The organism is Streptomyces sp. RK9 (assembly GCF_045070545.1).
Lineage (GTDB): Bacteria > Actinomycetota > Actinomycetes > Streptomycetales > Streptomycetaceae > Streptomyces > Streptomyces alboflavus.
Genome location: NZ_CP173703.1, coordinates 4,710,605 through 4,734,184, shown reverse-complemented (window position 1 = coordinate 4,734,184; position 23,580 = coordinate 4,710,605). Strand labels below are relative to the sequence as shown.

General features: G+C 69.9%; 30 protein-coding genes and 1 pseudogene. 12 read left to right on the top strand and 19 right to left on the bottom strand.

Translation table 11 applies throughout. From position 1 onward, the window contains the following. Positions 1-60 precede the first annotated feature (60 nt). The 4 genes from AB6L24_RS19520 to AB6L24_RS19505 all read left to right on the top strand — a co-directional run bounded on the left by AB6L24_RS19520 (position 61) and on the right by AB6L24_RS19505 (position 4,234). Positions 61-1,464, top strand: coding sequence for an amidohydrolase family protein (locus AB6L24_RS19520; RefSeq protein ID WP_405656819.1), 1,404 nt, complete (start codon positions 61-63; stop codon positions 1,462-1,464). 205 nt (positions 1,465-1,669) lie between these two features. Further along, positions 1,670-2,848, top strand: a complete 1,179-nt coding sequence (locus AB6L24_RS19515) for an acyl-CoA dehydrogenase family protein (RefSeq protein WP_405656818.1) — start codon at positions 1,670-1,672, stop codon at positions 2,846-2,848. A 94-nt stretch (positions 2,849-2,942) separates the two neighbouring features. Next, positions 2,943-3,533: a GrpB family protein gene (locus tag AB6L24_RS19510; RefSeq protein WP_405656816.1), complete on the top strand. Its 591-nt coding sequence runs from the start codon at positions 2,943-2,945 to the stop codon at positions 3,531-3,533. A 116-nt stretch (positions 3,534-3,649) separates the two neighbouring features. After that, positions 3,650-4,234 (top strand): DinB family protein, encoded by a 585-nt coding sequence (locus AB6L24_RS19505; RefSeq protein WP_405656815.1) that lies wholly within the window; start codon positions 3,650-3,652, stop codon positions 4,232-4,234. A gap of 55 nt (positions 4,235-4,289) precedes the next feature. Here the strand turns inward: AB6L24_RS19505 and AB6L24_RS19500 are convergent, their stop codons facing one another. Together AB6L24_RS19500 and AB6L24_RS19495 are read right to left on the bottom strand one after the other, a co-directional pair. Further along, positions 4,290-4,664: a hypothetical protein gene (locus tag AB6L24_RS19500; RefSeq protein ID WP_405656814.1), complete on the bottom strand. Its 375-nt coding sequence runs from the start codon at positions 4,662-4,664 to the stop codon at positions 4,290-4,292. Continuing rightward, positions 4,661-5,335 (bottom strand): TetR/AcrR family transcriptional regulator, encoded by a 675-nt coding sequence (locus AB6L24_RS19495; RefSeq protein ID WP_405656813.1) that lies wholly within the window; start codon positions 5,333-5,335, stop codon positions 4,661-4,663. The genes AB6L24_RS19500 and AB6L24_RS19495 overlap by 4 nt, the downstream gene beginning before the upstream one ends. A gap of 70 nt (positions 5,336-5,405) precedes the next feature. Between AB6L24_RS19495 and AB6L24_RS19490 the strand changes: the two genes are divergently transcribed. Next, positions 5,406-6,068, top strand: a complete 663-nt coding sequence (locus AB6L24_RS19490) for an O-methyltransferase (protein ID WP_405656811.1) — start codon at positions 5,406-5,408, stop codon at positions 6,066-6,068. A gap of 41 nt (positions 6,069-6,109) precedes the next feature. Here AB6L24_RS19490 and AB6L24_RS19485 read toward each other — a convergent pair whose 3' ends face one another. From AB6L24_RS19485 to AB6L24_RS19460, 6 genes and pseudogenes are all read right to left on the bottom strand, one after another. Then, the gene (locus AB6L24_RS19485; protein ID WP_405657242.1) at positions 6,110-6,280 is read right to left on the bottom strand and encodes a hypothetical protein; all 171 of its coding nucleotides are present in this window, start codon (positions 6,278-6,280) and stop codon (positions 6,110-6,112) included. A gap of 53 nt (positions 6,281-6,333) precedes the next feature. Next, a pseudogene (locus tag AB6L24_RS19480) lies at positions 6,334-6,492 on the bottom strand (YrhB domain-containing protein); the annotation flags it as partial. Between the two features lie 142 nt (positions 6,493-6,634). Next, positions 6,635-7,045, bottom strand: coding sequence for a hypothetical protein (locus AB6L24_RS19475; protein WP_405656810.1), 411 nt, complete (start codon positions 7,043-7,045; stop codon positions 6,635-6,637). 93 nt (positions 7,046-7,138) lie between these two features. Then, positions 7,139-7,879, bottom strand: a complete 741-nt coding sequence (locus tag AB6L24_RS19470; RefSeq protein WP_405656808.1) for a class I SAM-dependent methyltransferase — start codon at positions 7,877-7,879, stop codon at positions 7,139-7,141. Positions 7,880-7,920: 41 nt separating this feature from the next. Then, positions 7,921-8,253, bottom strand: coding sequence for a DUF1330 domain-containing protein (locus AB6L24_RS19465; protein WP_405656807.1), 333 nt, complete (start codon positions 8,251-8,253; stop codon positions 7,921-7,923). A 209-nt stretch (positions 8,254-8,462) separates the two neighbouring features. After that, positions 8,463-9,038, bottom strand: a complete 576-nt coding sequence (locus tag AB6L24_RS19460; protein WP_405656806.1) for a hypothetical protein — start codon at positions 9,036-9,038, stop codon at positions 8,463-8,465. Positions 9,039-9,137: 99 nt separating this feature from the next. On the opposite strand from AB6L24_RS19460, the gene AB6L24_RS19455 reads away from it, so the two are divergent. Further along, a complete protein-coding gene (locus AB6L24_RS19455; RefSeq protein WP_405656804.1) occupies positions 9,138-9,698 on the top strand; it encodes a GNAT family N-acetyltransferase in 561 nt (186 codons plus the stop codon). A gap of 34 nt (positions 9,699-9,732) precedes the next feature. Here the strand turns inward: AB6L24_RS19455 and AB6L24_RS19450 are convergent, their stop codons facing one another. The 4 genes from AB6L24_RS19450 to AB6L24_RS19435 all read right to left on the bottom strand — a co-directional run bounded on the left by AB6L24_RS19450 (position 9,733) and on the right by AB6L24_RS19435 (position 12,347). Next, a complete protein-coding gene (locus tag AB6L24_RS19450; protein WP_405656802.1) occupies positions 9,733-10,305 on the bottom strand; it encodes a transcriptional regulator in 573 nt (190 codons plus the stop codon). 296 nt (positions 10,306-10,601) lie between these two features. Then, positions 10,602-10,955, bottom strand: a complete 354-nt coding sequence (locus tag AB6L24_RS19445; RefSeq protein WP_405656801.1) for a PRC-barrel domain-containing protein — start codon at positions 10,953-10,955, stop codon at positions 10,602-10,604. 292 nt (positions 10,956-11,247) lie between these two features. Then, entirely contained in the window at positions 11,248-11,721 is a 474-nt protein-coding gene (locus tag AB6L24_RS19440; RefSeq protein ID WP_405656800.1) for a carboxymuconolactone decarboxylase family protein, read from the bottom strand. Between the two features lie 167 nt (positions 11,722-11,888). Next, the gene (locus AB6L24_RS19435; RefSeq protein ID WP_405656798.1) at positions 11,889-12,347 is read right to left on the bottom strand and encodes a carboxymuconolactone decarboxylase family protein; all 459 of its coding nucleotides are present in this window, start codon (positions 12,345-12,347) and stop codon (positions 11,889-11,891) included. A 105-nt stretch (positions 12,348-12,452) separates the two neighbouring features. Here AB6L24_RS19435 and AB6L24_RS19430 point away from each other — a divergent pair, with 105 nt between their 5' ends. Beyond that, a complete protein-coding gene (locus AB6L24_RS19430; RefSeq protein ID WP_405656797.1) occupies positions 12,453-13,319 on the top strand; it encodes a sigma-70 family RNA polymerase sigma factor in 867 nt (288 codons plus the stop codon). Positions 13,320-13,353: 34 nt separating this feature from the next. On the opposite strand, the gene AB6L24_RS19425 is transcribed toward AB6L24_RS19430, so the two are convergent. Both AB6L24_RS19425 and AB6L24_RS19420 read right to left on the bottom strand, forming a co-directional pair. Beyond that, positions 13,354-13,914: a hypothetical protein gene (locus tag AB6L24_RS19425; RefSeq protein WP_405656795.1), complete on the bottom strand. Its 561-nt coding sequence runs from the start codon at positions 13,912-13,914 to the stop codon at positions 13,354-13,356. A gap of 253 nt (positions 13,915-14,167) precedes the next feature. Then, positions 14,168-15,499: a flavin monoamine oxidase family protein gene (locus AB6L24_RS19420; RefSeq protein WP_405656793.1), complete on the bottom strand. Its 1,332-nt coding sequence runs from the start codon at positions 15,497-15,499 to the stop codon at positions 14,168-14,170. A gap of 78 nt (positions 15,500-15,577) precedes the next feature. Between AB6L24_RS19420 and AB6L24_RS19415 the strand changes: the two genes are divergently transcribed. Together AB6L24_RS19415 and AB6L24_RS19410 are read left to right on the top strand one after the other, a co-directional pair. Continuing rightward, on the top strand, positions 15,578-16,117 hold the full coding sequence (locus AB6L24_RS19415) for a hypothetical protein (protein ID WP_405656792.1): 540 nt from the start codon (positions 15,578-15,580) through the stop codon (positions 16,115-16,117). A 236-nt stretch (positions 16,118-16,353) separates the two neighbouring features. Further along, positions 16,354-17,355, top strand: a complete 1,002-nt coding sequence (locus tag AB6L24_RS19410; protein ID WP_405656790.1) for a DMT family transporter — start codon at positions 16,354-16,356, stop codon at positions 17,353-17,355. 12 nt (positions 17,356-17,367) lie between these two features. Here AB6L24_RS19410 and AB6L24_RS19405 read toward each other — a convergent pair whose 3' ends face one another. From AB6L24_RS19405 to AB6L24_RS19395, 3 genes are all read right to left on the bottom strand, one after another. Next, positions 17,368-17,796 (bottom strand): VOC family protein, encoded by a 429-nt coding sequence (locus AB6L24_RS19405; RefSeq protein WP_405656788.1) that lies wholly within the window; start codon positions 17,794-17,796, stop codon positions 17,368-17,370. Between the two features lie 63 nt (positions 17,797-17,859). After that, positions 17,860-18,699, bottom strand: coding sequence for an ATP nucleotide 3'-pyrophosphokinase (locus AB6L24_RS19400; RefSeq protein ID WP_405656787.1), 840 nt, complete (start codon positions 18,697-18,699; stop codon positions 17,860-17,862). A 234-nt stretch (positions 18,700-18,933) separates the two neighbouring features. Next, positions 18,934-19,704, bottom strand: a complete 771-nt coding sequence (locus tag AB6L24_RS19395; RefSeq protein ID WP_405656786.1) for an alpha/beta fold hydrolase — start codon at positions 19,702-19,704, stop codon at positions 18,934-18,936. 139 nt (positions 19,705-19,843) lie between these two features. On the opposite strand from AB6L24_RS19395, the gene AB6L24_RS19390 reads away from it, so the two are divergent. Both AB6L24_RS19390 and AB6L24_RS19385 read left to right on the top strand, forming a co-directional pair. Further along, positions 19,844-20,476: a TetR/AcrR family transcriptional regulator gene (locus AB6L24_RS19390; protein ID WP_405656785.1), complete on the top strand. Its 633-nt coding sequence runs from the start codon at positions 19,844-19,846 to the stop codon at positions 20,474-20,476. Further along, positions 20,473-20,889 carry a Dabb family protein gene (locus AB6L24_RS19385; protein WP_405656784.1) on the top strand — a complete coding sequence of 139 codons (417 nt, stop codon included), beginning with the start codon at positions 20,473-20,475 and terminating at the stop codon, positions 20,887-20,889. The genes AB6L24_RS19390 and AB6L24_RS19385 overlap by 4 nt, the downstream gene beginning before the upstream one ends. Before the next feature lie 94 nt (positions 20,890-20,983). On the opposite strand, the gene AB6L24_RS19380 is transcribed toward AB6L24_RS19385, so the two are convergent. After that, complete coding sequence (locus AB6L24_RS19380; RefSeq protein WP_405656783.1) at positions 20,984-21,961, bottom strand: NADP-dependent oxidoreductase; 978 nt, start codon at positions 21,959-21,961, stop codon at positions 20,984-20,986. A gap of 323 nt (positions 21,962-22,284) precedes the next feature. On the opposite strand from AB6L24_RS19380, the gene AB6L24_RS19375 reads away from it, so the two are divergent. Then, positions 22,285-22,659, top strand: a complete 375-nt coding sequence (locus AB6L24_RS19375; protein WP_405656782.1) for a DUF6191 domain-containing protein — start codon at positions 22,285-22,287, stop codon at positions 22,657-22,659. A 139-nt stretch (positions 22,660-22,798) separates the two neighbouring features. On the opposite strand, the gene AB6L24_RS19370 is transcribed toward AB6L24_RS19375, so the two are convergent. Then, a complete protein-coding gene (locus AB6L24_RS19370) occupies positions 22,799-23,302 on the bottom strand; it encodes a hypothetical protein (protein WP_405656781.1) in 504 nt (167 codons plus the stop codon). Between the last annotated feature and the right edge of the window lie 278 nt (positions 23,303-23,580).

The window sequence follows — 23,580 nt, the reverse complement described above, 5'->3', positions numbered from 1 at the left end:
TTGAACTGTGGTCCGCATGCCGCCTGTTGATCGCCTCGCGCCGAGCGGTATAACGTCGCAATGACTCTCAGGAACCCCATGCGCCTCAACCGTCGCAGCCTTCTCGCCGGGGCCGGCGGACTCTCATTGGCCGCCGTCTCCAAGACCGCCGCGCCGGCGGGCGCCGCGACCGAGCGACCCGGGCAGGCCACCCTCCTCCGGGGCGCCGCGCTCGTCCTGACCATGGACCCCCACATCGGCGACGGGGAGCTCGGCGTGCTCAAGGACGCCGATGTGCTCTTGCGGGACGGCAGGATCGCAGAGGTCGGCCGGCAGTTGAAGGCGCCGCGGGGCGCCCGGGTGCGGGACATGAAGGGGCAGTTCGTGCTGCCGGGGTTCGTCGACATCCACAACCACCTGTGGCAGTCCAGCATCCGAGGCGGCTGCTCGGACCAGGACCTGGTCGGCTGGCTCAAGACGTGCAACCTGTCGACCCTGCCGAAGATCGACCCCGCCGGCATGTACGCCTTCGTGCACCTGGCCGCGCTCGACGCCCTCCAGGCGGGCGTGACCACGCTGGTCGACTGGGTGCACGCGATCCCGCTCGCGACGAGCGAGCGCTACGTACAGGCTCTGGACGACGCGGGTCTGCGTTTCGTCTACGCCATGGCCGCCTTCAAGGGCGCGGAGGAACAGGTCCGCACGGTCAAGGAGCGACTCCTGGACCCGCTGCCGCTTGCCTCCGCCCAGATCGCGGTGCACGCGCGCAAGGGAAGCATCGCCACACTGCGCGCCTCCTGGAAGCAGGCACAGGACCTGGGGCTGATGCTCAACTCGCACGTCCTGGAGCACCGCACCGACCGCGCCGACGAACAGATCGCGACCCTGCGCGAGATCGGCGCCTTCGGCCCCAGCCTGCTGATGAACCACGCCGTCCACCTGAACCGCGAGGAGATCGCACTCCTGGGTGACCACGACGTACGCGTGGCGCACTGCCCGCTGAGCAACATGCGCCTCGCCTCGGGGGTCGCGCCCCTGCCGAAGCTGCACAAGGCCGGGGTGAAGGCGGGTCTGGGCCACGACGGCGGGACGAACGACACCTCCGACATGTTCGCCCTCATGAAGGCCGCAGTCGGCCTCCAGCGCGCCGTGCACGAGGACCCTCAGATCCACCCCACGCTGCCCGCCGTCCTTCGCATGGGCACGCTGGGCGGCGCCGAGGCCATCGGCATGGCCGACCAGGTGGGCTCGCTGACCCCCGGCAAGCGCGCCGACGTCCTCGTTCTCGACCCGGGCACCTTGAACTTCGCTCCCCGCTTCGACTGGACGAGCCAGATCGTCCTCAACGGCCAGCCGCTCAACATCACTGACGTGTACGTGGACGGCCGACTGCGCAAGACGGGCGGCGAACTGGTGCATGTGGACACCGAGAAGGTGGTCCTCGCGGCCGAGGAAGCGGCGGCCCGCCTGACTTCCGCTCCCTGACTGCCGGAGCCTGCGTCTGCCCCAACCCTCGGCGCCCTATGCAGCCTCGGGCGGAACTGCGGACTTCGCACTCCGGGCGAGGGAGGGCAGGTGGTGCAGCTGCCAACAGCCATACGGTGAGGGCTTGTTGGAGTCTCCGCCCTGGTCCGCCCGTCGGGCTGCTGCGTGAGACGATCGGGAATCAGGCCACGAGGAGAGGAACTTCATGGGGGACAAGGGTCAGCTGCACGTCAGCGCGGAACTGGCGGACGTACTGGAGCGGATCGACGCGCTCGGCGGGATGCTCGATGAACGGGCCGATGCCGCCGAGGAGTTGGGGAGGCTCCCGGAGGACACGGCGCGGGCGCTGCTCGACACCGGGATCGTGCGGGCCGAGCTTCCGCTGAGCCTCGGCGGATACGAGTTCGCGCCGCGGCAGCTGATCGAGACGGCGGAGCGGGCGAGCTATCACGACGCCTCGGCCGGGTGGACCATGTTCGCGCTGCAGATGATGACGGGGACCACCGCGGCGTACCTCGCCGAGAGCGCGGCGGCCGAGCTGTTCCCCGACGTGGCGAACGGGAAGTACGCCCTGCTCTCCGGGCACGGCACACGCCCCGGCCGTGCCGTGCCCGTGGAGGGCGGCTACCTGGTCAGCGGCCAGTGGCAGTTCGCCTCCGGGATGGCGCACGCCACCCACATCCACAGCGCGATCCAGGTCGAGGGCACCGGTGAGCTGCGCGTCCTCGCGATGCCGAAGTCGCAGGTGACGCTGGACGGCAACTGGGACGTGCTCGGGCTGCGCGCGACGCACAGCATCGACTACCACTGCACGGACGTGTACGTACCGCACGAGTACACCTACGTCGCGACCACGGACACCCCCGTCAACGGCGGCGCCATCTACCTCCTCGGCCTGGTCAACATGTCCGCGATCGGGCACACGGGCTGGGCCCTCGGCGTCGGCCGACGCCTCCTGGACGAGCTGAAGCGGGTCGCCGCGGCGCGGACCGGTTCGCGGGGCGCCGCGGTCGACACCTCGCAGTTCCACGCCGAGTACGCGACGGCGGAGGCCACACTCCGGGCAGCCCGGGCCTGGGTGTACGACGTCTGGCAGGGCGTCGAACAGACCCTGGACCGGGGCGAGTTGCCGAGCACGGAGCAGGACACTCTGATCCGTCTCGCCCTGAACCACACGACATCGACCGCGTACGAGGTGGGCCGCACCGTACACCGCTGGGCCGGCTCGGCGGCGATCCGCCGCGGCCCCGTCGACCGCTTCCTGCGCGACCTCGGGACGGGCGCGCAGCACATCACGTCGAGCCCGGTCGTGCTCCAGAACTGCGGCAAGTGGCTGAGCGGTGCCCAGCCGGACGCCCGGTGGAGCTTCCTCGACCTGACCTGACCCTTCGAGGGCCTGTGAGCGGGGCCGGACCGTCCGGGGCCGGGCCCACGGGCGATCCGGTCCCCTCGTCTCGTCGGCGGTGCATGCTGGAGCCATGCCGTTCCCTGATGAGCCGAACACCGTGGCCGTGTTGGACTACCAGCCGCAGTGGAGAGCGGACTTCGAGTCGCTCGCCGGAAAGCTGCGGGACGCTCTCGGAGGCCACGCCTGCGCGATCGACCATGTGGGATCGACCTCGGTGCCAGGGCTGGCGGCCAAGGACTGCGTGGACGTTCAAGTGCGGGTCGCGACGATCGACGAGTCCCGGTACGTCGGGCTCTTTGCCGCGATCGGCTTCCGTTGCCGCCCCGAACCATGGAACCGCGTGGAGATCTCCGGGCGGCAGGAATGCCGGAAGCTCGTGTTCGCGCCGCCGCCCGGTGCGCGACGGTGCAACGTCCATCTGCGTGCGGAAGGCGGCCCGAACGCTCGCTTCGCCCTCCTGTTCCGTGACTACTTGCGCGCGGACGAAACCGCGCGCCACGCGTGGGGGGCGTTCAAGCAGCGGCTGGCTCTCAGTGTGCCGGACCTGCCGGGCTACGGGCAGATCAAGGCCGCTGCCACGGAGGTCCTGATGACGGCAGCCGAACGCTGGGCGACCGAGACCGGCTGGGAACCCGGCGCCCAGGCGCCCGCCGTGGGGTAGCGCTCGGGATCTTGCCTAGGCCGGGTCCGGACAGGGGCACTCCTCGGCTCTGCCTGTCGTCGCGGACCACGTACGGATCTTGAGACCACTGGCAGCCCGTGGCAGGCTCACGCCGCATGATCGATGAATTCGCGAAGGGCAACCTGCACGGGAGACTGCGGCGGGACCGCGAGGCGCTGCTCTGGAAGCTCGACGGTCTGTCCGAGTACGACGCCCGCCGGCCTTTGACAGCGACCGGGACCAACCTCCTCGGCCTGGTCAAACACGTGGCCACCGTCGAGGCCAGATACTTCGGCGAGGTCTTCCACCGCCCCTCCCCGGAACCGCTGTGCCGGTGGCAGGACCACGACGGCAGCGATCAGTGGGCGGCCGAGGACGAGACCCGCGCACAGATCATCGGGTTCTACCGGCGTACGTGGGAACACTCGGACGCGACGATCAACGAGCTTCCCCTCGACGCCCCCGGCCACGTGCCGTGGTGGCCGGAGCCATCTCCCAACACGAACCTGTTCGCCATCATGGTCCATGTCCTCGGCGAGTCCATCCGGCATGCCGGGCACGCCGACATCCTGCGCGAGAGCCTCGACGGCCGGACCGGGGTGCGCTCGGAGAACGAGCAGCCGATCGACGAGGAAGCCCGGGCGGCCTACCGCGCGAAGATCGAGCAGGCCGCCAGGTCGGCCATACCGGCCAAGGCTTGATTGAGGGCGGACCTGGGTGCCGGGAGAGCAGGTGGCAACGGTCCGGTACGCGCCCTCAGGCGGGGACGAAGACGTCCTCCTGGGCCCCGTCGAGGATGAACCCGTTGTCGAAGCGGACCCGCACGCTCACGCGAGGCACCCGTTCCTGGAAGGCGGTCCACGCGGGTTCGAGCGAGCCGACCTTCTCCTCGAGCTGTCTCCTGCTCTCGGTGGGCATCTGGCCCCCGAAGGAGTCGAGCAGCGACTTGAGCCGCTCGTACTCGCGCACGTCGTCGTCGCTCTCCTCCTGGTGGCCGACCACCTGCTCGACGGTCCCTCCGGTGCCCGCCGCGAGGGACAGGAACCCGACGACGAGCCCCGACACCTCCACCGAATCGGTCAGCCGGGTGTCCGCTGCCAGCACCACCCGCTGGCCTGCCTTGAGAGTCATCGGCTCCCCCTCTCCCCCGCGTCGGCTGCCTCCGCTACGTCCGCCACGTCCGCGCGGCGCAGGAACTCCTCGACGAGGCGGTCGGTGAATGCCTGGTCGACGGGTTCCGCCGTGACCAGGACGCGGTGGTAGACCGGTCCCACGAGTTGGTCGATCTCCGCCGCCAGGTCGAGTCCGGCGGCGAGCTGACCGCGTTCCACCGCGCGTTCCAGCGGGAGTCGGTCGCGTCGGCGCTGTTCGTCGAGGTACCCGGACCGCAGGGCGGCGGCGAACGCGGGATCGTGCTGGGCGTGCCCGATGAGAGCCTTGAAGACGGCGCCCGCGTCGGACCGGGTGAGGAACAGGGCGAGTTGGCGCAGGTGGGCGCGCAGGTCCGGGGCCAGGTCGCCGTGGTCCGGCGGGGTCAGGGCTTCGGCCGCGTCCTGGAGGAAGGCGTCCAGGAGGACGTCGGTCTTGGTCTTCCACCAGCGGTAGACGGTCTGCTTGGCGACGCCCGCCCGGGCGGCGATGCCCTCGATGGTGACGCCGGTGAAGCCCTTCTCGACCAAGAGGTCGTCGGCCGCCTCAAGGACCGCCTGCCGGGCCTGTTCACTGCGGCCGTGCCTGTTGCCGTGGTGGCGTGCCGCCGGTTGCGGCCCGGCCGCCGCGGCGGCCGTACTTCCTCGTCCCATGTCTGCCTCCTGGGGCCAGGGTAGGCCAGAATCCCTAGACGCTACGCAACGGTGCGTCTACTCTAGATTCATGACACCGACCAACACCCTCGAAGACCCCCGCGTCGCCTCCGCCCTCGACCGGATGTTCCGGTATGCCGAGCAGGACGAGGAGACCGGCAAGCGCGCCCGGGCGGCGCTGCCCCAGGGCTCCGCGCCCCTCGGCCCGCAGGAGCAGGCCGACGTCAACGCGGAGGTGTACATGCCGATTTCCGCCCAGGGCGGCCGCCTTCTCTACAACCTGATTCGGGCCGTCCGGCCCGCCACCGTCGTCGAGTTCGGCACGTCCTTCGGCATCTCGACGCTCCATCTCGCCGCCGCGGTGCGCGACAACGGGGCGGGGCGCGTGATCAGTACGGAGTTGAGCGCCGCCAAGGCCGCGGCCGCCCGCCGGACGTTCGCCGAGACGGGTCTCGACGACGTGATCACCGTCCTCGAAGGCGACGCCCGTGACACCCTCGCCGCACTCACCGACCCCGCGGACTTCGTCCTCCTCGACGGCTGGAAGGACCTGTGCCTGCCCGTCCTGCGGCTCCTCGAACCACGCCTCGCACCCGGCACCCTCGTCGTCGCCGACGACGTCGACCTGGAGGACCTCGCGCCCTACCTCGACCACGTCCGCGACTCCCGGAACGGCTACCAGAGCGTCACGTTCCCCGTGGAGGACGGGATGGAGATCAGCTGCCGGCTCTAGAGCTGCGTGACGTCGTATGACCACAACGCCCACACAGACCTTTAGTCCTCCCTCGGGTAGGCGCACGCCTGCAACGTGCTCTCCTCCGACTCGGCCGGGCTCGGGCAGCGGACGTAGTCGTAGGTGGCTGATGGAGTGTCCGAGGGCGTGCTGTCCTGGTCGGCCGCTGGGCGGTCGCCGCTCTGCAGATACAGCGTGAGGAGCCCGCCCACGATTGGAGGCCGCCGTCGGCACGGTCCACGAGACAGGGGCCGTTGCCACCCACCATGTGAGCGGTATCTCCCGTTCGTGCGTACTCTGCGGATTGGTAGTAGACGATCCAGACGAGCTCGTGCTTCTCAGCCTCGGTCACCACCAGCCACCCCGAGTACCTGCGGTCCAGGTCTTCCTGGGCCAGCCGTATGGCGAACGCGCGGTCAATCATGGCGGCAGCATCCCGCGTTCGCCCGCGCACGAGCACCTGATTTCTGCCCTGTGCTCGTCACAGGCCCATCGCTGCCTGCTGCGCATACATTTCCCCCGCCCCTGACGGTTACGGAAGCGGTCACGGCACAGACCGCGGCCGGTCAGCCTTCGGGAGGATGCACCCACGGCGCGAGACGTTCACCGGCGGTCAGTTCGCGCCAGTAGCGGAAGACAGTGCCCTGGACCATGTCGAGTTGCTCGGCAGCGATCAGACAGGCGGCCCGGTCCGGACCGCCCGCATCTGCCTCGAAGGCACAGACGACAGGGGGCAGCTCCCCTACCTGGTCGGCGACCAGCTGCGTCTCTCCCGGCGTCGGCGCACGGAAGACCGGGTCCTGGAAGCTGGACGGGCACCTCACCAAGACCGGTTCGGTGAAGACCAGTTCGAGATGGTGTGCGTACGAGATGTCGTGCGCAGCACCGAGGCGGAGTCGGCCTGCGTTCCACTCCACGACGTCCCAGTCCCACCAAGACCCCTCGGGTAGCTGGATCGCCGCATGGCCTTCGCTCATGTTCCGGCGTCCGGGACGACGGAACCCGACGCGGACAGGCGCCTTCCTCGGGCTGCTCGGACACACGGTTCGCCCCTCTCAGCGCGATGGACCTTACGGTTTGTGGGTTACCCAGAGCAGTTCCGCCGGCCAGCGGTGTGCCCAGTCGAGTGGGTCGGTCTCGTTGTAGCCGTTGAGTGTTCCGGGTTCGGGCCGTGGCTCGATGAGGTCGTCGATGATGAGACCCGCGCCGCGCAGGAGCCTGACCCAGTCGCCGTAGGTCAGCTGATAGCTGGTCGCGCCATCGCCTTCGGCGATGGTGTTCAGTCCGAAGTAGTCCTGCTGCAGCGTCGTGGTCACGCGGCTGGCGGCTTCGTCGTAGCAGGCTTCGAACCATGGGCTGGCGACGTTGAACACCAGGCGCCCACCTCGGTCCAGGACGCGTGCGGCCTGCGGGACGGCCAGGTGCGGGGGCGCCCAGCTGAGTCCGCCGAAGTCGCAGAACACCAGGTCGAAGCTGCCTGCGGCGAAGGGGAGTTGTTCGGCGGCGCCTTGCACCAGCGGGTAGCGGGCCGCTCCCATCGCGCGGGTCGCTGCGGCGAGTTGGGCCTCGGACAGGTCGAGCCCGACCACGGTGGCGCCCTCGGCGGCGAGCGCCCTGGACCACTGGCCGGCGCCGCAGCCGAGTTCGAGGACGCGTTTGCCGGTGACGTCGCCCAGGGCCTGCAGGTGCGCGTCCGGGATGGAGTACATGCCCCACAGTCGGGGTGTGGCGCCGATTCGTGGGTCGTGCTCGTCCTGGTAGGCGCTGCTGATCTGGTTCCAGAGCCGCCGGTTGGCGGGGATGCTGTCCACGTGCCGACTCCAGCACTGCCTGCCGGGGACGGTCAACACGATTAGGGCGCCGGCCGGCCCTGGGCCGGGAGGGAGAAGCCCTCGGGTGGGGCGCCCTCGACGAACAGCATTCCCACCCGGACCTTGCCCTCCCGCATCTCTCGGGCCCGCCGGTACTCGGGCGACTCGTACCACTCCCGGATCCGGTCCATGTCGGGAAACTCGATGACCACGAACCGGGACGAGTCCCAGGTGCCTTCGACGGGCTCGGGCGTGGAGCCCGCGACCAGGTAACGGCCGCCGTGGCTGAGGATGGACGTCTGGGCCACGGACGCGTAGGCCAGGCCGGCCTCCTCGTCGAGCACATCGACGTTGACGATGACGTAGGCAGGCATGGGGTTCCCCGTTCCCTTGGACACGGCATGTACTGCTGTCACGGTAGAGGCTGTTGTCCACCGTGGCTCTGCTCGGCAGCGCGGGTGCCGCCGCCCGACAGGTGAGGCGTGTCCGCTCCGTCGAGCGTTGACCAGAGCACGTATGAGCGCCACGGGTTGTGGTCGGACGACGGCACCCGGGAGCGTTTGCTCCACGGAGCCCGGCACACCTAACAGGCTTTGATGTCGTCCTCACATCCTTCGACGTCATCCGGGGAGATGGTGTTCAGCCGCCAGAGGAACAGGCCGGCACCGCCCTTCACCGGCGCTGCGCTGATCTTGAAGGGTTTGCCCGCCGGGATATTGAATTGATCGGCTTCGGGGTCTCCACACCCGATGCCGTACGGCTGTTCTTCGTCACCGCGCGTCAACGTGAGGGTGAGTTCCTCGACGTCGTCGGTGTCACAGGTGATGTCCAGCCGGTAGGGCCTCTCGCCGGGGGTGGCGTAGGTCTTGGTGAGGCGATCGGCGATGTACGAGGTGTCGGCGTCGACGAGGTCGGGGTGGGTGCCGTCATCCTCGTAGGCGTCCAGGGCCCGTTCTGCCCGCTGGAGGGCGTCGTCGGGTTCCCATGCCCGGGCGTTTCCCTGCGACGGGTCTGCGCCTGAGCGGGACGCGGCGGGCCGATGCGCAGACCCCTTGTCGGCTTCCTTGCCGCGGGTTTCGTGCTGGTCCGAACAGCCGACCAGGAAGCCGGCTGTGGCGGCAGTTGCGAGGCAGAAGCGAAGGGTTGGACGTATGCGCATAAATGCACCCTACGAGTTCCGCCATCAGGCGTCGCGGGATCAGTGTCGCGGATACGACGCGGAAGAGAGGCAGTAGGGCGTCCGTGCGAGGATCGTGGCGTGAATGATCTACGTTTCCGTCTCGCCGACGACGCCGACCTTGCTGCTCTCGTCCGGCTCCGTGACGATGCCGCCCGCTGGATGATCGCCCAGGGCATCACTGGGCAGTGGCAGCCCGGTGAGTTGGGCGGGGACCACTTCCGTCGGGTCATGGAGAGCGGGGAGGTGTGGCTCGCGGAGGCGGGTGATCGTGTGGTCGGTGCTTGGGAGTTGTGGTGGGAGGACGAGGATGCCTGGGGGCCGCAGCCTCCGACGGCCGGCTATGTGCACAGGCTGATGGTGGATCACCGCCGTGTTCCGTCCGGGACCGGGCAGCACCTTCTGCGGTTCGCGGAACGCCGCGTCGCCGACGTCGGTCGGCCTCTCGTACGTCTGGACTGCTTGGCCGGCAACGCCCGTCTGAGTGCGTACTACCTCAGGGCCGGCTATCAGGTGGTGGGGCACAAGGAGGGCAAGCCGCAGCCGGGCGGTGCGACGAAGTCCTTCACGCTCCTCGAGAAGTCCGTCCGGGACGGGAAGGGGCTGGAGTCGGCCGCCGCAGTCGGCCGACCGCACTCGTGAACGTACGGCGTCAACGGGCTTCGCGCCGTCTGTCTCAGGCCGCGAATCCCACGTTGGTCACGTACTCGTACTGACCCCACTGGCTGCCCAGATCCACGATCTTCTCCACCCAGGCGTCGTCGAGCGCCTCGTCATTCGCGTCCGTCCAGGCCCGAACCAGCGCGTCCCACTGGCGGACATTCAAGCTCCGGAATTCCACGACCCGCTGGCGCGGCCTGGGCACCTGGGACTGGTTCAGCGGGTGAATCTCCACGCGCGTGCCCCGGCCTTCCGCGTTCAGGCGCCGCAGCAGATATCGGGCCACGTTCTGCCGCCGCACCGTGCGGTAGGCGGCCTCGACGCGCTCCACGTTCCGCTGAGAAGGCCTGCGCTTGCCGTCCAGCCAGGCCTTGAGCGTGCGGTCGGTCACCGTCAGGCCGGCCGCTCGTGCCGCCTGGCGTGCGTGGTCGCTGCGGGTCAGGTAATGCAGCCGCGCCAGCAGGCCTCGGCGAGATGTCACGGGCGTGGTGAAATAGCCGGCGAGGGCATCGAGTTGACGCGCGACGGCCTCATGGCCTTTGACGCCACGAGCGCCATACTTTCCGAAATCGCGGACCCTCTCCGACACCCAGGACCTCCCGCACAATAATCCACTCACTCAGCAGGCGCACCATCCATAATACCTCAACTCCCGCCGCCACACACGCAATTACGCACCCATTCGAGTATCCCCTCCTAGGGGTGCAACCCACCGCATGAACATCACCTTCGGCGCATCACCATGATGATGGCGACGATAATCACTATGACGACGACCGTGCCGAATCCTATGTACATTCTCGTCCCCTCGATCGTTTTCGTAAGAGCTGCAGTGCGGCCGGATGTTCCCGGCCGCACTGCAGGTTCTCGGTTTGGCTGTGTTCGTCAGATGCGGCGGTGGCGACCGTAGTGCTCACTGAGCTGGTCGTGATAGGCGGTGTCGCCGATGTGCTTGTCCTTGTCGAACTCCGGGGAGTCCTTGATCTGCTCCTTGGTGAGGTCGACGGAAATCCTCTTGTTCTCGGTGTCGACGTGCTTGACCGTGCCGGCCGGAAGCAGGACGTGCTTGCCCAGGATCCAGACGCCGGTGTCGACTACGAGGTAGGCGGAGCTGACATCGTCGGAGTGCTTGTCGACTTTGCCGATGGTGCCGTCCGTTGCGTCGACCTTGAAGCCGATCAAGTTGATGCCCGCGGTGTGCCCGGACGTCGGGTGATAGCCCCAAAGATTGTCGGTCATTGCACAGGCTCCTAGCTCGAATTTTCGCGTGACGGCAGATCGGAAAGCTGCTTCTGCCGCTCAGCGCGGCGGGTGTCCGGTCGGGCCGGTTTCACACACGCCGATGCGCCCCAATCGCGGATCGTTGAGCCGGGGCCGCAGGAGTGGCTGCTGCTCGCGCGGTGCGGCACCGCCTGCTGGGCAGGTCTTTCCTGGGCCGATGGCCGGAGCCCGGTGAGTGGGCGTCCGGCCATCGATGTTTTCCGTCCGCACCGGCCGATCGTCTGCGGCGATCGGCCGGTGCGGCCGCCGGTTACCCGAACTGACCCGGCTGGTAATCCCCCGCGGGCTGCTGAATCATCACGTTCAAACGGTTCAAGGCGTTCATCAGCGTGATCACTGACACCAGGGCGACGAGCTGGTCCTCGTCGTAGTGCTGGGCCGCGGCCGCCCAGGCCGCATCGCTCACGCCGCCCGCGGCGTCGGCGACGCGGGTGCCCTGTTCCGCCAGTTCCAGGGCGGCGCGCTCGGCTTCGGAGAAGACCGTCGCCTCGCGCCAGGTCGCCACCAGGTTCAGGCGTACCGGGGTCTCCCCGGCGTGGGCGGCGTCCTTGGTGTGCATGTCGGCGCAGAATCCGCAGCCGTTGATCTGGCTGATCCGCAGGGCCACCAGCTCCATCGTCGCCTTGGGCAGCGATGTGGCGAGCAGCGCCTGGCCCGCCGACGCCAGGTACTTCACGTGCTTGGCGCCGATCGCGTTGCCATGGAAGTCAATACGGGCCTTCATCGTCGTCTCCCCATCTCGGGCCTGACCGCTCCCCGACAGGAGCGGAAACGGCTGTTCGCGGGACCGTGTGCGTCCCTGCACATCCGACGAGGCAGCCCCGCCGGATGTCAGGGAGGGAGAGAAGGGCGCGACCTGTGGGTGATGTTGGTGAGTCAGAGGGATGTGGCTCAGCTCCAGGTCCGTCCCGCCGGTTCCTTGATGGTGCGGTTGATCCGGTTGAAGAAGTTGGTCAGCGCGATCTCCAGGTTCAGTGCGCCGAACTCCTCCTCGGTGAAGTGGGCGTTGACCTCGTCCCAGATCTCGTCGGTGACTCCGTCCACGCCGTCCTGCAGCCGGGTCGCGGCCTCCGCCAGCGACAGCGCCGCGCGCTCCGCGTCCGTGTAGAACGGCGCCTCGCGCCACGCCGCCACGTTGTGCAGTCGCTCGTCGGTCTCACCGGCCTTCTTCCCTCCGGTGGCGGCGGCGTGGACGCACGCCGAGCAGCTGTTGATCTGGCTCACGCGCAGGTGGACCAGGGCGAGCAGCTTCGGGTCGACGCCCCCGGCGGCGATCGCCTTCTGGAGGTGCTGAATCGCGGTCCATACGTCGGGGTTGTTCGTGTTCTTGTTCTTGAGTCGGTTCTCCATGCGAGGGTGCTCTCCTTGATCGGGGTTACGTTCCGGGGCCGGTGCCCGTCACCCCTATGACGGAGCAGTTTCGAGGAAGGTAACAACGTGTCTGAAGCTCATCCCGTGGATTCGATCTCCGAGGCCTTCGAGTCCCACCGCGTGCGGCTGCGAGCCGTCGCCCATCGCGTGCTCGGCTCGCACGCCGACGCGGAGGACGTGGTCCAGGAGGCATGGCTGCGGCTGTCCCGCCAGGACACCGGCACCATCGACAACCTCGGCGGCTGGCTGACCACCGTGGTAGGCCGCATCAGCCTCGATGTGCTGCGGTCGGGCCGGAGTCGCCCGCACGTCGGCCTCGACGACCAGGGGCCCGAATTCACCGTGGTGCTCGACGACGCCCCCGCTCCGGAAGAACTCGTGGAGCTCGGGGACTCCGTCGGCCTCGCGCTCCTCACCGTCCTGGACTCGCTGCGTCCGGACGAGCGCCTGGCGTTCGTGCTGCACGACGTGTTCGCCGTGCCCCACGCCGAGATAGGCACGATTCTCGGCAAGTCCGCCGACGCGACCAAGATGCTCACGAGCCGTGCCCGCAGGAAGGTCCGGAACGTACAGGGTGTCGAGCCGCCGGCGAGCACCGCGCGGCAGCAACGCGAAGTGGTTCACGCCTTCTTGGCCGCCGCCCGCGACGGTGAGTTCGAGCGGCTCCTGGAAGTCCTTCACCCCGAGGTGAAGTTCACCGTCCACACGCCGCAGGGTCGGTTCGTCACGCTCGGAGCCACCGAGGTCGCCACCCGCGCGCGCGTGGCCGGCGGCGCGGCTCATGGACGTACAGCGACCGTCAACGGCCGCCCCGGGGTCATCTCCTGGAAGGAAGACGGCACCCCGGCGTCCGTCCTGGCCTTCACCGTCGTCGACGGCCGCATCACCGAGGTCACCGCGGTGATCGACCCGGCAGAGCTCGCCCTGATGGAGCTGCCGGCCCCGGCCTGACTCCCTGGCCGGGGTCGCGCACGGCGGGTCGGGTTCAGTCGGTGATGTACCAGTCCTTCTTCAGGTACTCCAGGGTGTAGCTGCCGAGGTCGCTCTCGGAGAACGTGGCGGAGGACTTCACCGCTGCGACCGGCATCTCGATCCTGGCGGGCGTGCGCACCACGACGCGCCGCGGGTCGACCGTCGCGGTCCTGAGGGCCTTCTTCTGCGTGGGCGAGATCATCTTGAAGACGGTGGCGTACGACGACTTGCAGGGGCCTGCGCCCTCGTCCTCCGCCTTCTTCGCGGCGGGCCCGGCCACCTCGCAGACCGTGTCGACGTCTTCACGGCCGAGGGCGTGGAGGTACTGCTCGTAGCGCTCGATCGCGCCCTTCTTCGTCCTGGGGGCGGGCTGGTCGCCGGTCGGGGTGGCCGACGGCTTCTTGGAGGGTGTGGACTCGGACGGTGGGGACGACGGCTCCTTCTGCTCCGTGGACGCGGACGGTCGCTCCGGCTTCGTGTCCGCGTCGTCCTTCGACTTGTCCGGGCCGCACGCGCACGCCACCAGCACCACACCCGCCGATACCGCCACATTCACCCACGTCCGCGCTCTCATCCTGGCCCCTCCAGTCACTCTGCCACCAGCCGACAACACACCAACCTCTCACGCGGGGCGTGGAGGAACGGTTCCCTGACCAGCCGAGGTGCTGTGGCCTGACCGGTCCGGGTGCTGTGAGCGGTATCCCGCGGATGTCACCGGGTACGAGCACTTCGGGCCGTCCCGTTCCCAGGGGCGGGGAGGCGTCTTGGGCGGAAGCGATCCGCACATCCATGTCGAGGTGAAGGTGGTCCACGGGGGCAGGGGCCGGTCAGTCCGGTACGACGAGGCGGTCCTGGAACCTCGTCTCCGCCTGGAGGACCTCGTCGGCTGCCCGTTCGCCCGAGCGGATCGCGCCCTCGATGTAGCCGGCCCACTCGGTGGCGGTCTCGCTGCCGGCCCAGTGGACGCGTCCGACGGGGGTGCGCAGGGCGGGGCCGACGGTGGTGAGGACTCCTGGGGGGAAGTAGGCGTTGTATCCGCCGCGGCAGTACGGGTCGTCGGACCAGTTCTTCTCGTGCCAGTCGACGGGGTGGGCGGCGCGGGGTCCGTATCCGCGGACGAGGGACCGGACGATCGTCGCCTTGCGTTCGGCCGGGCCGAGGCCGGTCAGGCGCCTGGCCGCGGGTCCGTTGGCCAGGGTGCACAGGAGGCCGGGGCCGCCCGGGCGTGAGGCGTCGAAGGTCATGGGGCCGTCGAGGTCGAGTGCGAGGCCCGAGAGTCCGTCCCCGCGCCAGAAGGGGGTGTCGTACACGGCGAAGGTCTTGAGGGCCGCGCCCATGGGCATGCGCTGCGTCAGTTGGTCGCGGGCCGCGGGCATGGCCGGGCTGTAGTGGATGCGGCCGGCCAGGGGTGGTGGGAGCGCGACGATCACGCGGGCGGCGCGTACGCCGGCGATGTGCACGTCGTCGCCGGTGTCGTGGATGGATGTCACCGGTGTGTCGAGGCGGACCGCGTCGCCGAGTTCGGCGGCGATGGACCGGGCGGGACCGTCCGCGCCCTCGATGAAGAGGGACGCTGCCGTCTCGGCTTCCGTGCCCGCCCTCACTCCGCCGGTGCCGCGGATGGCGGTGATCAGGGCGAGCATCGACACGCCGGCCACGTCGACCGACAGTTCCGCGCCCAGGATCGCTTCGGCCAGGCGGTGGGCCCGGGGCACGGGGAGGCGACGGCGCAGCCAGGTGGCGACGGTGGTCGAGTCGAGGCGCTCCGCCTGGGCGGTGGTGAGGGTGCGGGTGGTCAGGCGGTCGAGTTTCCAGAGCGCCATCGCGAGGACCGCGGTCGCGTGCGGGGGCAGCGGGGGGAGTTGGCCGGAGAAGCGGCGGGGCGCGGTCCGGGACAGGAGGAGGTTGTCGCCCTGGGTGTGGCCGGTGAAGGTCTTCGCGTCGTAGGCGCGGGCCAGGGCTGCGAATCGGGTGTGGGCGGGGGCGATCCACTGGCCGCCTAGGTCGAGGGCCCAGCCTCCGGGGAGCCGTGCGGTGAGGGTGCGGCCGCCTACGCGGTCGCTCGCCTCCAGGACGAGGACGTCGAGTCCGGCCGTGCGGAGTCTGCGTGCGGCGCACAGCCCCGCGTAGCCGGCGCCGACGACGACTGCGTTAGGCATCTCCACCCCTCCGTTTTTGCATCATGTGTTTTACAACGAGCGTTGCACGAAGAGTGCGGGACGTGCAAGAGTGGCTGGGTGCCCCGTCAGGTCGACCACACAGCCCGCCGTCGCGACATCGGCGCCGCGGTCCTGCAGATCGCCGCCGAGCGCGGCTTCCGCGAAGCGACGATCCGGGCCGTCGCCTCCGCCGTCGGCGCTTCCACCTCGCAGGTCACGCACTACGTCAGCGGCCGGGACGAGCTGATCCGGATCGCCGTGCGCCACGAGGTCGAGGCCCGGCAGGCCCAGATCACCGAGCTGCTCGCCGACAGTGAACGTCCTCTGCGCGCGCTGGTGGAGTGGGCGGTGCTCGGCACCGGGGCCGACGCGCAGCGGATCTGGCTGGCGATCGTCCTCGGGGCGCGGACCGAGCCGGTCGTACGCGCCGAGCTCGCGGCGTTCAACCGCTGGTGGGACGCCGAGCTGCGGCGCCTGGCGGGCGGTCCTGACGAGGCGGACGTCGTCGATGTCCTCGTCGGCGGGCTGGTCATGGCCGGGTTCGAGGCGGCGGAGGAGTGGTCGCGGGAGCGGCGGTTGCGGGTGGTGGACGCGGTGCTTGGGCCGCTGGGCGCCTAGATTCTCCGCCGGGTGCCAGGTGGCTGAGGCCGGGTGCCTGATATCTGGTGCGGGTCCGCGAACGTGATGTCCGAATGCCGCCGGTGATAGACCTGTCAGCGCGCGAGCCTTTACGTGTGCGGCTCGCTGCGGGCCGCTGACCCACAGAACCGGTGGACCTCGCGAAGCCGTCGGCCACCGCGTCGATGCCGCGAGCTCCCTGCTGTGTCGGAGCGTGAAGAGCACGGGAGTACGTCATGACTCGACCCAGGGCGGAAGGCTCGCGTGCGGTGCTCGGCCAGTTCCTCTTGCTGGCGCTGGCCTGGGGGGCGAGCTTTCTGTTCATCAAGGTCGGCCTGGCGGGGCTCTCGCCCGCTCAGGTGGTGCTGGGGCGCATGCTGGCCGGAGCGGTGGCGCTGCTGGCGGTGACGCTGGTGACCCGGCAGCGGCTGCCACGGGACACGGCGGTGTGGGGGCACCTCGCGGTCGTGTCGGTGCTGCTGTGCGTGCTGCCGTTCTCGCTGTTCGCGTGGGCTGAGCTGCACGTCTCGTCGGGGCTTGCCAGCATCTACAACGCGACGACTCCCTTGATGACGCTGATCGTCGCGTCGGTCGCGCTGCCCGGTGAGCGCCCGAACCGGTCCCAACTGGCCGGTCTGGTGCTGGGGTTCGCCGGAGTCGTGATGGTCCTCGGGCCCTGGCGCGGATTCTCCGGGGGCGAGGGCGCGGCTCAGGCGGCGTGCCTGCTGGCGACGCTCTCCTACGGGCTGGCCTTCGTGTACATCCGCCGGTTCGTCTCGCCGCGCGGCCTGTCGGCGGTCCCGGTGGCGACGGTGCAGGTCTGTCTCGGGGCGGCCGTCATGCTGCTGCTCGCTCCGTTCACCGCGACCGCGCCGGTCCAGCTGTCGTGGAACGTCGTGCTCAGCGTCGCCGCGCTGGGTGTGGCCGGTACGGGACTGGCGTACGTGTGGAACACCAACGTCGTGGCCGCGTGGGGCGCCACCAGCGCCTCGACCGTCACCTACCTCACCCCTGTGGTGGGCGTGACGCTGGGCATCGCGGTACTCGGCGAGGCCATCTCCTGGAACGAGCCGGTCGGGGCGACGGTCGTCATCGCCGGAATCGCCCTCGGCCAGGGCCGCCGCATCCCCTGGCGGCAACGCCTCGGCCCCCTCCCCCGCCGGCCGGCTGCCGCAGCACACCCCGCCGAACAGACCGAACCCACACGCCCCGCGGAACCGACACGTCCCGCTGTGTGAACGACCCGACGCTCAGTCGATGCAGAACTCGTTGCCCTCGATGTCCAGCATCGGGATGCACGAGTCATTGCCGTCGTACAAGGTGCGCACGTGGACCGCGCCGAGCGGGACCAGGCGGGCCCGCTCGGCGTCGAGCACAGCGAGGCGCTCCTCGCCCACGAGCCCGGTGCCGACCCGCACATCGAGGTGCACCCGGTTCTTGGCCGCCTTCCCCTCGGGGACGCGCTGGAAGTACAGGCGCGGGCCCACTCCGGACGGGTCGACGCAGGCGAACCAGGAATCCCGCTCCTGCGGCGGCAGCGACTGCTTGTACTCGTCCCACGTGGCGAACCCGTCCGGAGGCGGGGGTACGACGTACCCGAGCACCTCGCACCAGAAGCGGGCGAGACGCTCGGGTTCGGCGCAGTCGAAGGTCACTTGGAACTTCTTGATCATTGACATCGGCGCACGATAACAGCGGACTCTGACGGCGGTGCGGCCGAGCCCGGCCTCACGCCTCGGGACTCACGCCACAGGTGCCAAGGCCGGGACCGGGGCCGGAACGGCCGCGGGCGCTGCGAGTTCGGGGGCACCGTCCGGCACCGGCACTGCGGCGAACAGCGCGTTCTGCTGCTCCTGGAGTTCCTTCTTGCGCTCGGGGCTGGTCGTGGGCAGCCGCTGCTCCTCGTACAGCTTGTGCGTCTCCTCCTGCGCGTACTTGCTCGCCGGGGTGTGGAACTGCACCTCGAAGCGCTGCCGCGAATCAGGCGCGCGCCAGCCTGTGTTGAGACCCTTGTAGCCCTGGGCGCGCCCCCAGGTGTTGCTCCACTTCGTGGTGTCGTTGCCCCATGCGGACAGCACTTGGGAGGCGATGGTGGCGCCGGTGACGTACTCGTGGTCGGGCCACTGGAGGGTGTAGCGCACCGCGTCGTTGAGGCGGGCGAGCGCCTGGTCGACAGTGTTCTCGGGGTACTCCTTGAGGTCGGTGGCGACCTTTCGCTTGAGCGAGTCGGGCGACTTCAGGCGGTGCTCGAACCCGATGAGATCCGCCCCGCCCAGCTGCGCGGCGGCCCGCACGTCGCGGGTGATCGCCGGCTCGGCCTGGCGGGCGCGCGCGACGTAGGCGTCGACCTTGCGGTTCTCCTCGGCGCTCAGGCGCAGCCCGTCCCCCTCCCAGCCGCCGTCCGGGACGTCCTGGGCCGACCCCGCACCGGCGCGCGGCGCCACGGCTGTCGAGGTGGTGTGCTTGCCGGTCTTGTGGGCGCTGTCGGCGGCGGTCGCGGTGAGAGCAGTGGTCGCCGTGGTGAAGGCGAGGGCGGCGCTCAGTACAGCGGCGCTTCGGCCGAGGCGGTGCCGTGAGGTCATGAGCTGGGAGTGTCCCTTCCTGGCGCATGGCACAGCCCGCCGCAGGAAAGATGGCGGGCTGTGATCGTCGCCAGGGACAACGGGGCGGACTCCGGTGGGGTATCGGGAATCCGCCCGGTCGGTGGATGTTGGCGCGAAGACGGCGCCCGGCGGCGGAATCGCCGGAGGCGCGCGGAGACGAACGGGAGAGGCAGAGGCGAGCCGGAACGTGCGGGGACGGGCGGGGGGGAGCCTCTACCGTTCCGGTTGGTGCGACAGGAACGTGCGTACGGCCGCGGCGAATTCGTCGGGGGCGTCGTGATGCACCACGTGTCCGGCCGCGATCTCCGCGAGCTGCGCCCGACCGCCCCTGCGGGCGATCATTTCCTGGGCGTGGGCCTCGGCCAGTACCTCGCTGTCCGTTCCGCGGATCAGCAGGGTCGGGCAGGTCACCGACTCCCAGTCGCTCCAGTGGTCGCCGGTGAGGGCCTTCTGGGTGAGGACGGTGTCGTCGATGCCGAAGGAGTATCCCCAGCCGTCGTCGAACTGGCGCATCGAGTACGCGAAGTAGGGCGCCGTCCAGCCGATGGCCGAGGCCAACTCCTCACGGGACGGTGCCCTGCGCGGCAGTCGGGCCGTGAACCTCCAGTCGATGTCCACGACGGCGCCGACGTCCTCGACGATGAGGGACTCGACCCGGTCCGCGTTCCGGGCGGCGTACTGGTAGGCGTTCACGCCGCCCAGGGAATGGCCGAGGATCGGCACCGATCCGAGCCCGAGGTGGCGATGGAAAGCCGCGATGTCGGCGACGAAGTCGGCCCGCTCGTAGCTCTCTGCACGGTCGGACTCGCCGTGCCCCCGCTGGTCCAGCGCGATCACTCGCCACTGCGGCGCCAGCGCCTTTGCCAGCGGGCCGAACACCGCCGCCTCGTTGAAGTTCCCGTGGAACGCCAGCAGCGGAAGACCCGGACCGCCGAAGTCGAGGAACGACAACCGCAGTTGACCGACTGTGAAGAACTCACGCATGGCGCTCATGCTACGGGCCGGCCCGCGGTTGCTCTCTCCGGCGCGAGGTGAACACGGATCCCACTGACCGGGTTGACAGGTCCGGGAGCGCACGGAATGCTAACAGCGTTAGATTTTCTAACGTCGTTAGGGGTTCGTGGTGGGGAAGCGGGAAGAGGTACGGCAGCGGACGTTCGCCGAGATCCTGGAGGCGGCGGGCCGGATGGCCGAGACCGAGGGCTGGCGGGCGGTGACCATCCGGCGGATCGCCGCCGAGATCGGCTACAGCGCGCCGGTGATCTACCAGCACTTCCCGAGCAAAGAGGCCGTCCTGCACACGCTCCTTGAGCGGGTCAACGGCGAGTTGGCGCAGCGGCTGCGGGCCGCGGTGGCCGGTGAACCGGCGTCACGGGGCCCGCACCTGGCGGCGGTCGCGTATCTGGAGTTCGCCCGGTCGCGGCCCGGCCTCTACCAGCTCATGTCGGGCGCGCCGGGCACGGACGTCGACGCCTCCACCCGCCGCGCCGCCGCCGACGACGTGATCGCCTTCACCAGGGAGCTGATCGGCGCGTGGGCGGCCGAGACCGGGGCCGAGCCTGACAGCGTCGAGGACGCCTGCGACCTGCTGTGGGGCACGCTGCACGGCCTCGCGGGCATCGGGGCGATCGAGGACGTCGGCTTCGACCGCGCCCTGCGCCTGGCCGACCAGGCCGTGACGGCACTGCTCGGCTACTGGTCAGCGCCGACCACGAACCCCCAAGGACGCCCCCAGACCACCGAGGGAGAGAAATGATCTACCACCACAACCGCTTCACCTTCAAGACGGCCGCCACCGCCTCACAGCGCGAGGAAGCGCTCGCCAGCCTGCGCAACCAGGGCGAGTCGATCGACGCGGTCACGCGGTACGTCGTCGGCAGAGACATAGGCGGCGAGTTCGAGTACGGCGCCGTCTTCGTCATCGAGGACCTCGAAGGCTACTGGGAGTACCTCATGGCGCCCTCGCACGCCCACACCGACCGGATCGGTCTGCCGCTGGTGGAGTCCTTCGTCTCGTACGACACCACCGACAGCGACGACCCCGACATCGCCCGGAAGATCGCCGACCTGCACGCGCGACGCTACGCCGGCGACCCGGCCCTCACCAAGCTGGTGGCCGACCTCCCCTCCTACACCGGCAGCAGCGCGCCGACGCCCAACGGCAGGTAGGCCACACGACCGGCGCCTTCCAGGAGGTACGCGGGGTGGGGGGCTCATGCGCCCACCCCGCCCTCCCGCCAACGACCGTCTGTCCGCCGACCCTCTATGCGCCGACCGCCAGGACGATCTTCCCCGTGGTACGGCCCGTCTCACCCAACGCGTGTGCCTGCGCGGCCTGTTCCAGAGGGAGCACCGTGCCGACGACGACCCGCAGGCGGCCGTCCTCGACGAGGGCGCCGATCTCGCGCAGCCCCTGCCGGTCGGGCTCGACGAGCATGAACACCGCCCGCGCCCCGGCCTCCTCGGCCTGCTGGACGGGGAAGGTGTCGTCCGGCGGCACCAGGGAGATGAGGATGCCGCCCGGGCGCAGGGTGCGCAGCGAGCGGGTCCAGTTGGGGCCGCCGACGCCATCGAGGACCACGTCGACGTCGCGGACGGTGTCGGCGACGTCCTGGGTGCGGTAGTCGATGAGCTCGTCGGCGCCGAGCGTGCGCAGGAGGTCGTGCTTGGCTGCGCTTGCCGTGGCGATGACGTGTGCGCCGCGGGCCTTCGCGATCTGCACGGCCAGGTGGCCGACACCCCCGGCCGCAGCGTGGATGAGCACCCGCTGCCCCGGCCGGACCTGCGCGGTGTCGACCAGGGCCTGCCAGGCGGTCAGCCCGGCCAGCGGCAGGGCGCCGGCCTGGACGGCGTCGAGGCCACGCGGGCGCGGCGCGAAGTGGCGGGCCGGTGCTGTGACGAACTCGGCGTACGCACCCGCCGGATGCGGGAAGCGGGGCATCCCGAACACCGCGTCGCCCGGGTGGAAGATCGTCACGCCGGGGCCCACCGACTCGACGATCCCGGCCACGTCGAACCCGAGGGTGAAGGGAGGTGTCGCTCCGGTGGCGAACATCCCCCGTGCGCGGGTCTTCCAGTCGGCCGGGTTCACGCCCGCCGCCTGCACGCGGACCAGGATCTCGCCCCGGCCCGGCTCCGGCCGCCGGGTCTCCACGACCTTGAGGACGTCGGGGGCTCCGGCCCGGTCCTGGGACACGGCTCGCATGGTGGAGGGGGCGGTGACGGGCTGGGGCTCGGCCATGACGACGTTCCTTGTGCGGTGGGAGGTACTGGGGAGTTGGTGCCCGCGGACTGGGGCACGGCGTAAGGCTCGCTGGTCAGCGGCTTCCCCGGTGGTGGCTCGATGGCCATGTACCGACAGGATCCGGCCATCCGTCGCCGGGTCGGTGGACCGGGGCATGTCCGGCGGACCTCCCACGGCAGCGCCTCCGCCGTACGGGGGAAGCGGATCATTCGCAGGTCCGATCCCCGTGCGCCGCGGATCCAGCAAGGTCGTCCCATGGCCATCAGCGAGACCAGTGCGACGACCACGGCGGCCGCGACAACGTTCGGCGGGGGCCGTCCATGACGATCTGGCTCTTGTCGTTCCCGGCGTTCGTCTGCCAACTGGTCCTGTTCGCCCTGGTGGAGAGCGTGTGGCGATGGTTCACGGGACTGGGGCTCATCCCGTGGCTGCGCCGGCGCACGGGGCGGTCGTTGTCGAACACGGCCTTCGACGAGTTCACGGCGGTCGTGAACGGAAACAAGACGGTCGAGATGGAGCAGCGGCGGGTGGAGTTGCTGCTGCGGGACGAGGAGGGCGACGGTGCGCCGCCCCGCTCCAGCATCGACCTGGCCAAGGGCACGGCGTTCATCGTGGCGCCCCAGGGAGTCGCGGTGCCCCAGGGCGTGGACAGCGCGGGTGCGGACCGGCGCGAGGTCCGTGAGGACCGACGGTGAGGTGCCCGTGCGCCGGTCCTCGGCCTCGCCGACCGGCTCGCCGTCCTCCGGGACACGGACGCGCAAGGGTCTTTGCTCACCCCTGTAGAGCAAAGACCCCTGCGCGACAGCTACGGGCGGGCGGAGAACCGGCCGTCGGTCAGAACCGCCAGGGCTTGCAGTTCAGGAGCCGCTTCGTCCCGACCTTGCGGTCGCAGGCGTACGCGACGACCTTGTCCTTGCCCCTGAACGACCACGACTTGGTGCTGTTGACCACGGCCACGCGGTTCTTGACCGTCCGCCACCCGCCGCCGTTGAACTCGTCGTACTTGAGCGCCAGGACCGCCTCGTAGCCGTCACCCGCCGCCCGGTCCTGCGCCCTCGCGCCCGAGAACTTGCCGTCGTAGAAGGCACGGCCGTGGGCGGAGCCCGCGTACCAGTACTGGTACTTCCCGCTGATCCTGGCCTTGCCGCTGCCGGACGCCCCGTGGAAGGCGAAGGGTCCGGCGCTCGACGAGCGGGGGCTCTTCTCGTCCTGCGCCACCGCGCCGGAGGCGCCGGCGGACGTCGCTCCGCCGAGCACGAGCCCCGCGAACGCTCCGGTGACGCCGATGTTCGTGGCCGCCTTGCGCCAGCGAGTGCGCGGCTTCGTCGCTGCAGACATGTCTCGTCCCTCCCCTTCCGCGGGCCGACCCCGGTGGAGAGGTCTGTGGAACCCGCGGATCGAGAGCGCGGCAGGACCCGCGCCGAGGCGGGTCGTTGCCGTGCTGATGACGAAGAGTTCACAGCGTGCGGCGTTTTTCAGCACCCCGCTTCCGTGCTGGTGAACAATCACGTGGGGGTCGGCACGGACGCGTCGCGTGACCCGCGCGGGGCCGCCGTATTCCTTGCTGGGAGCAGCGGCGGCTCGTAGGTTGACACGGTTCATCAACGGAACAGGGG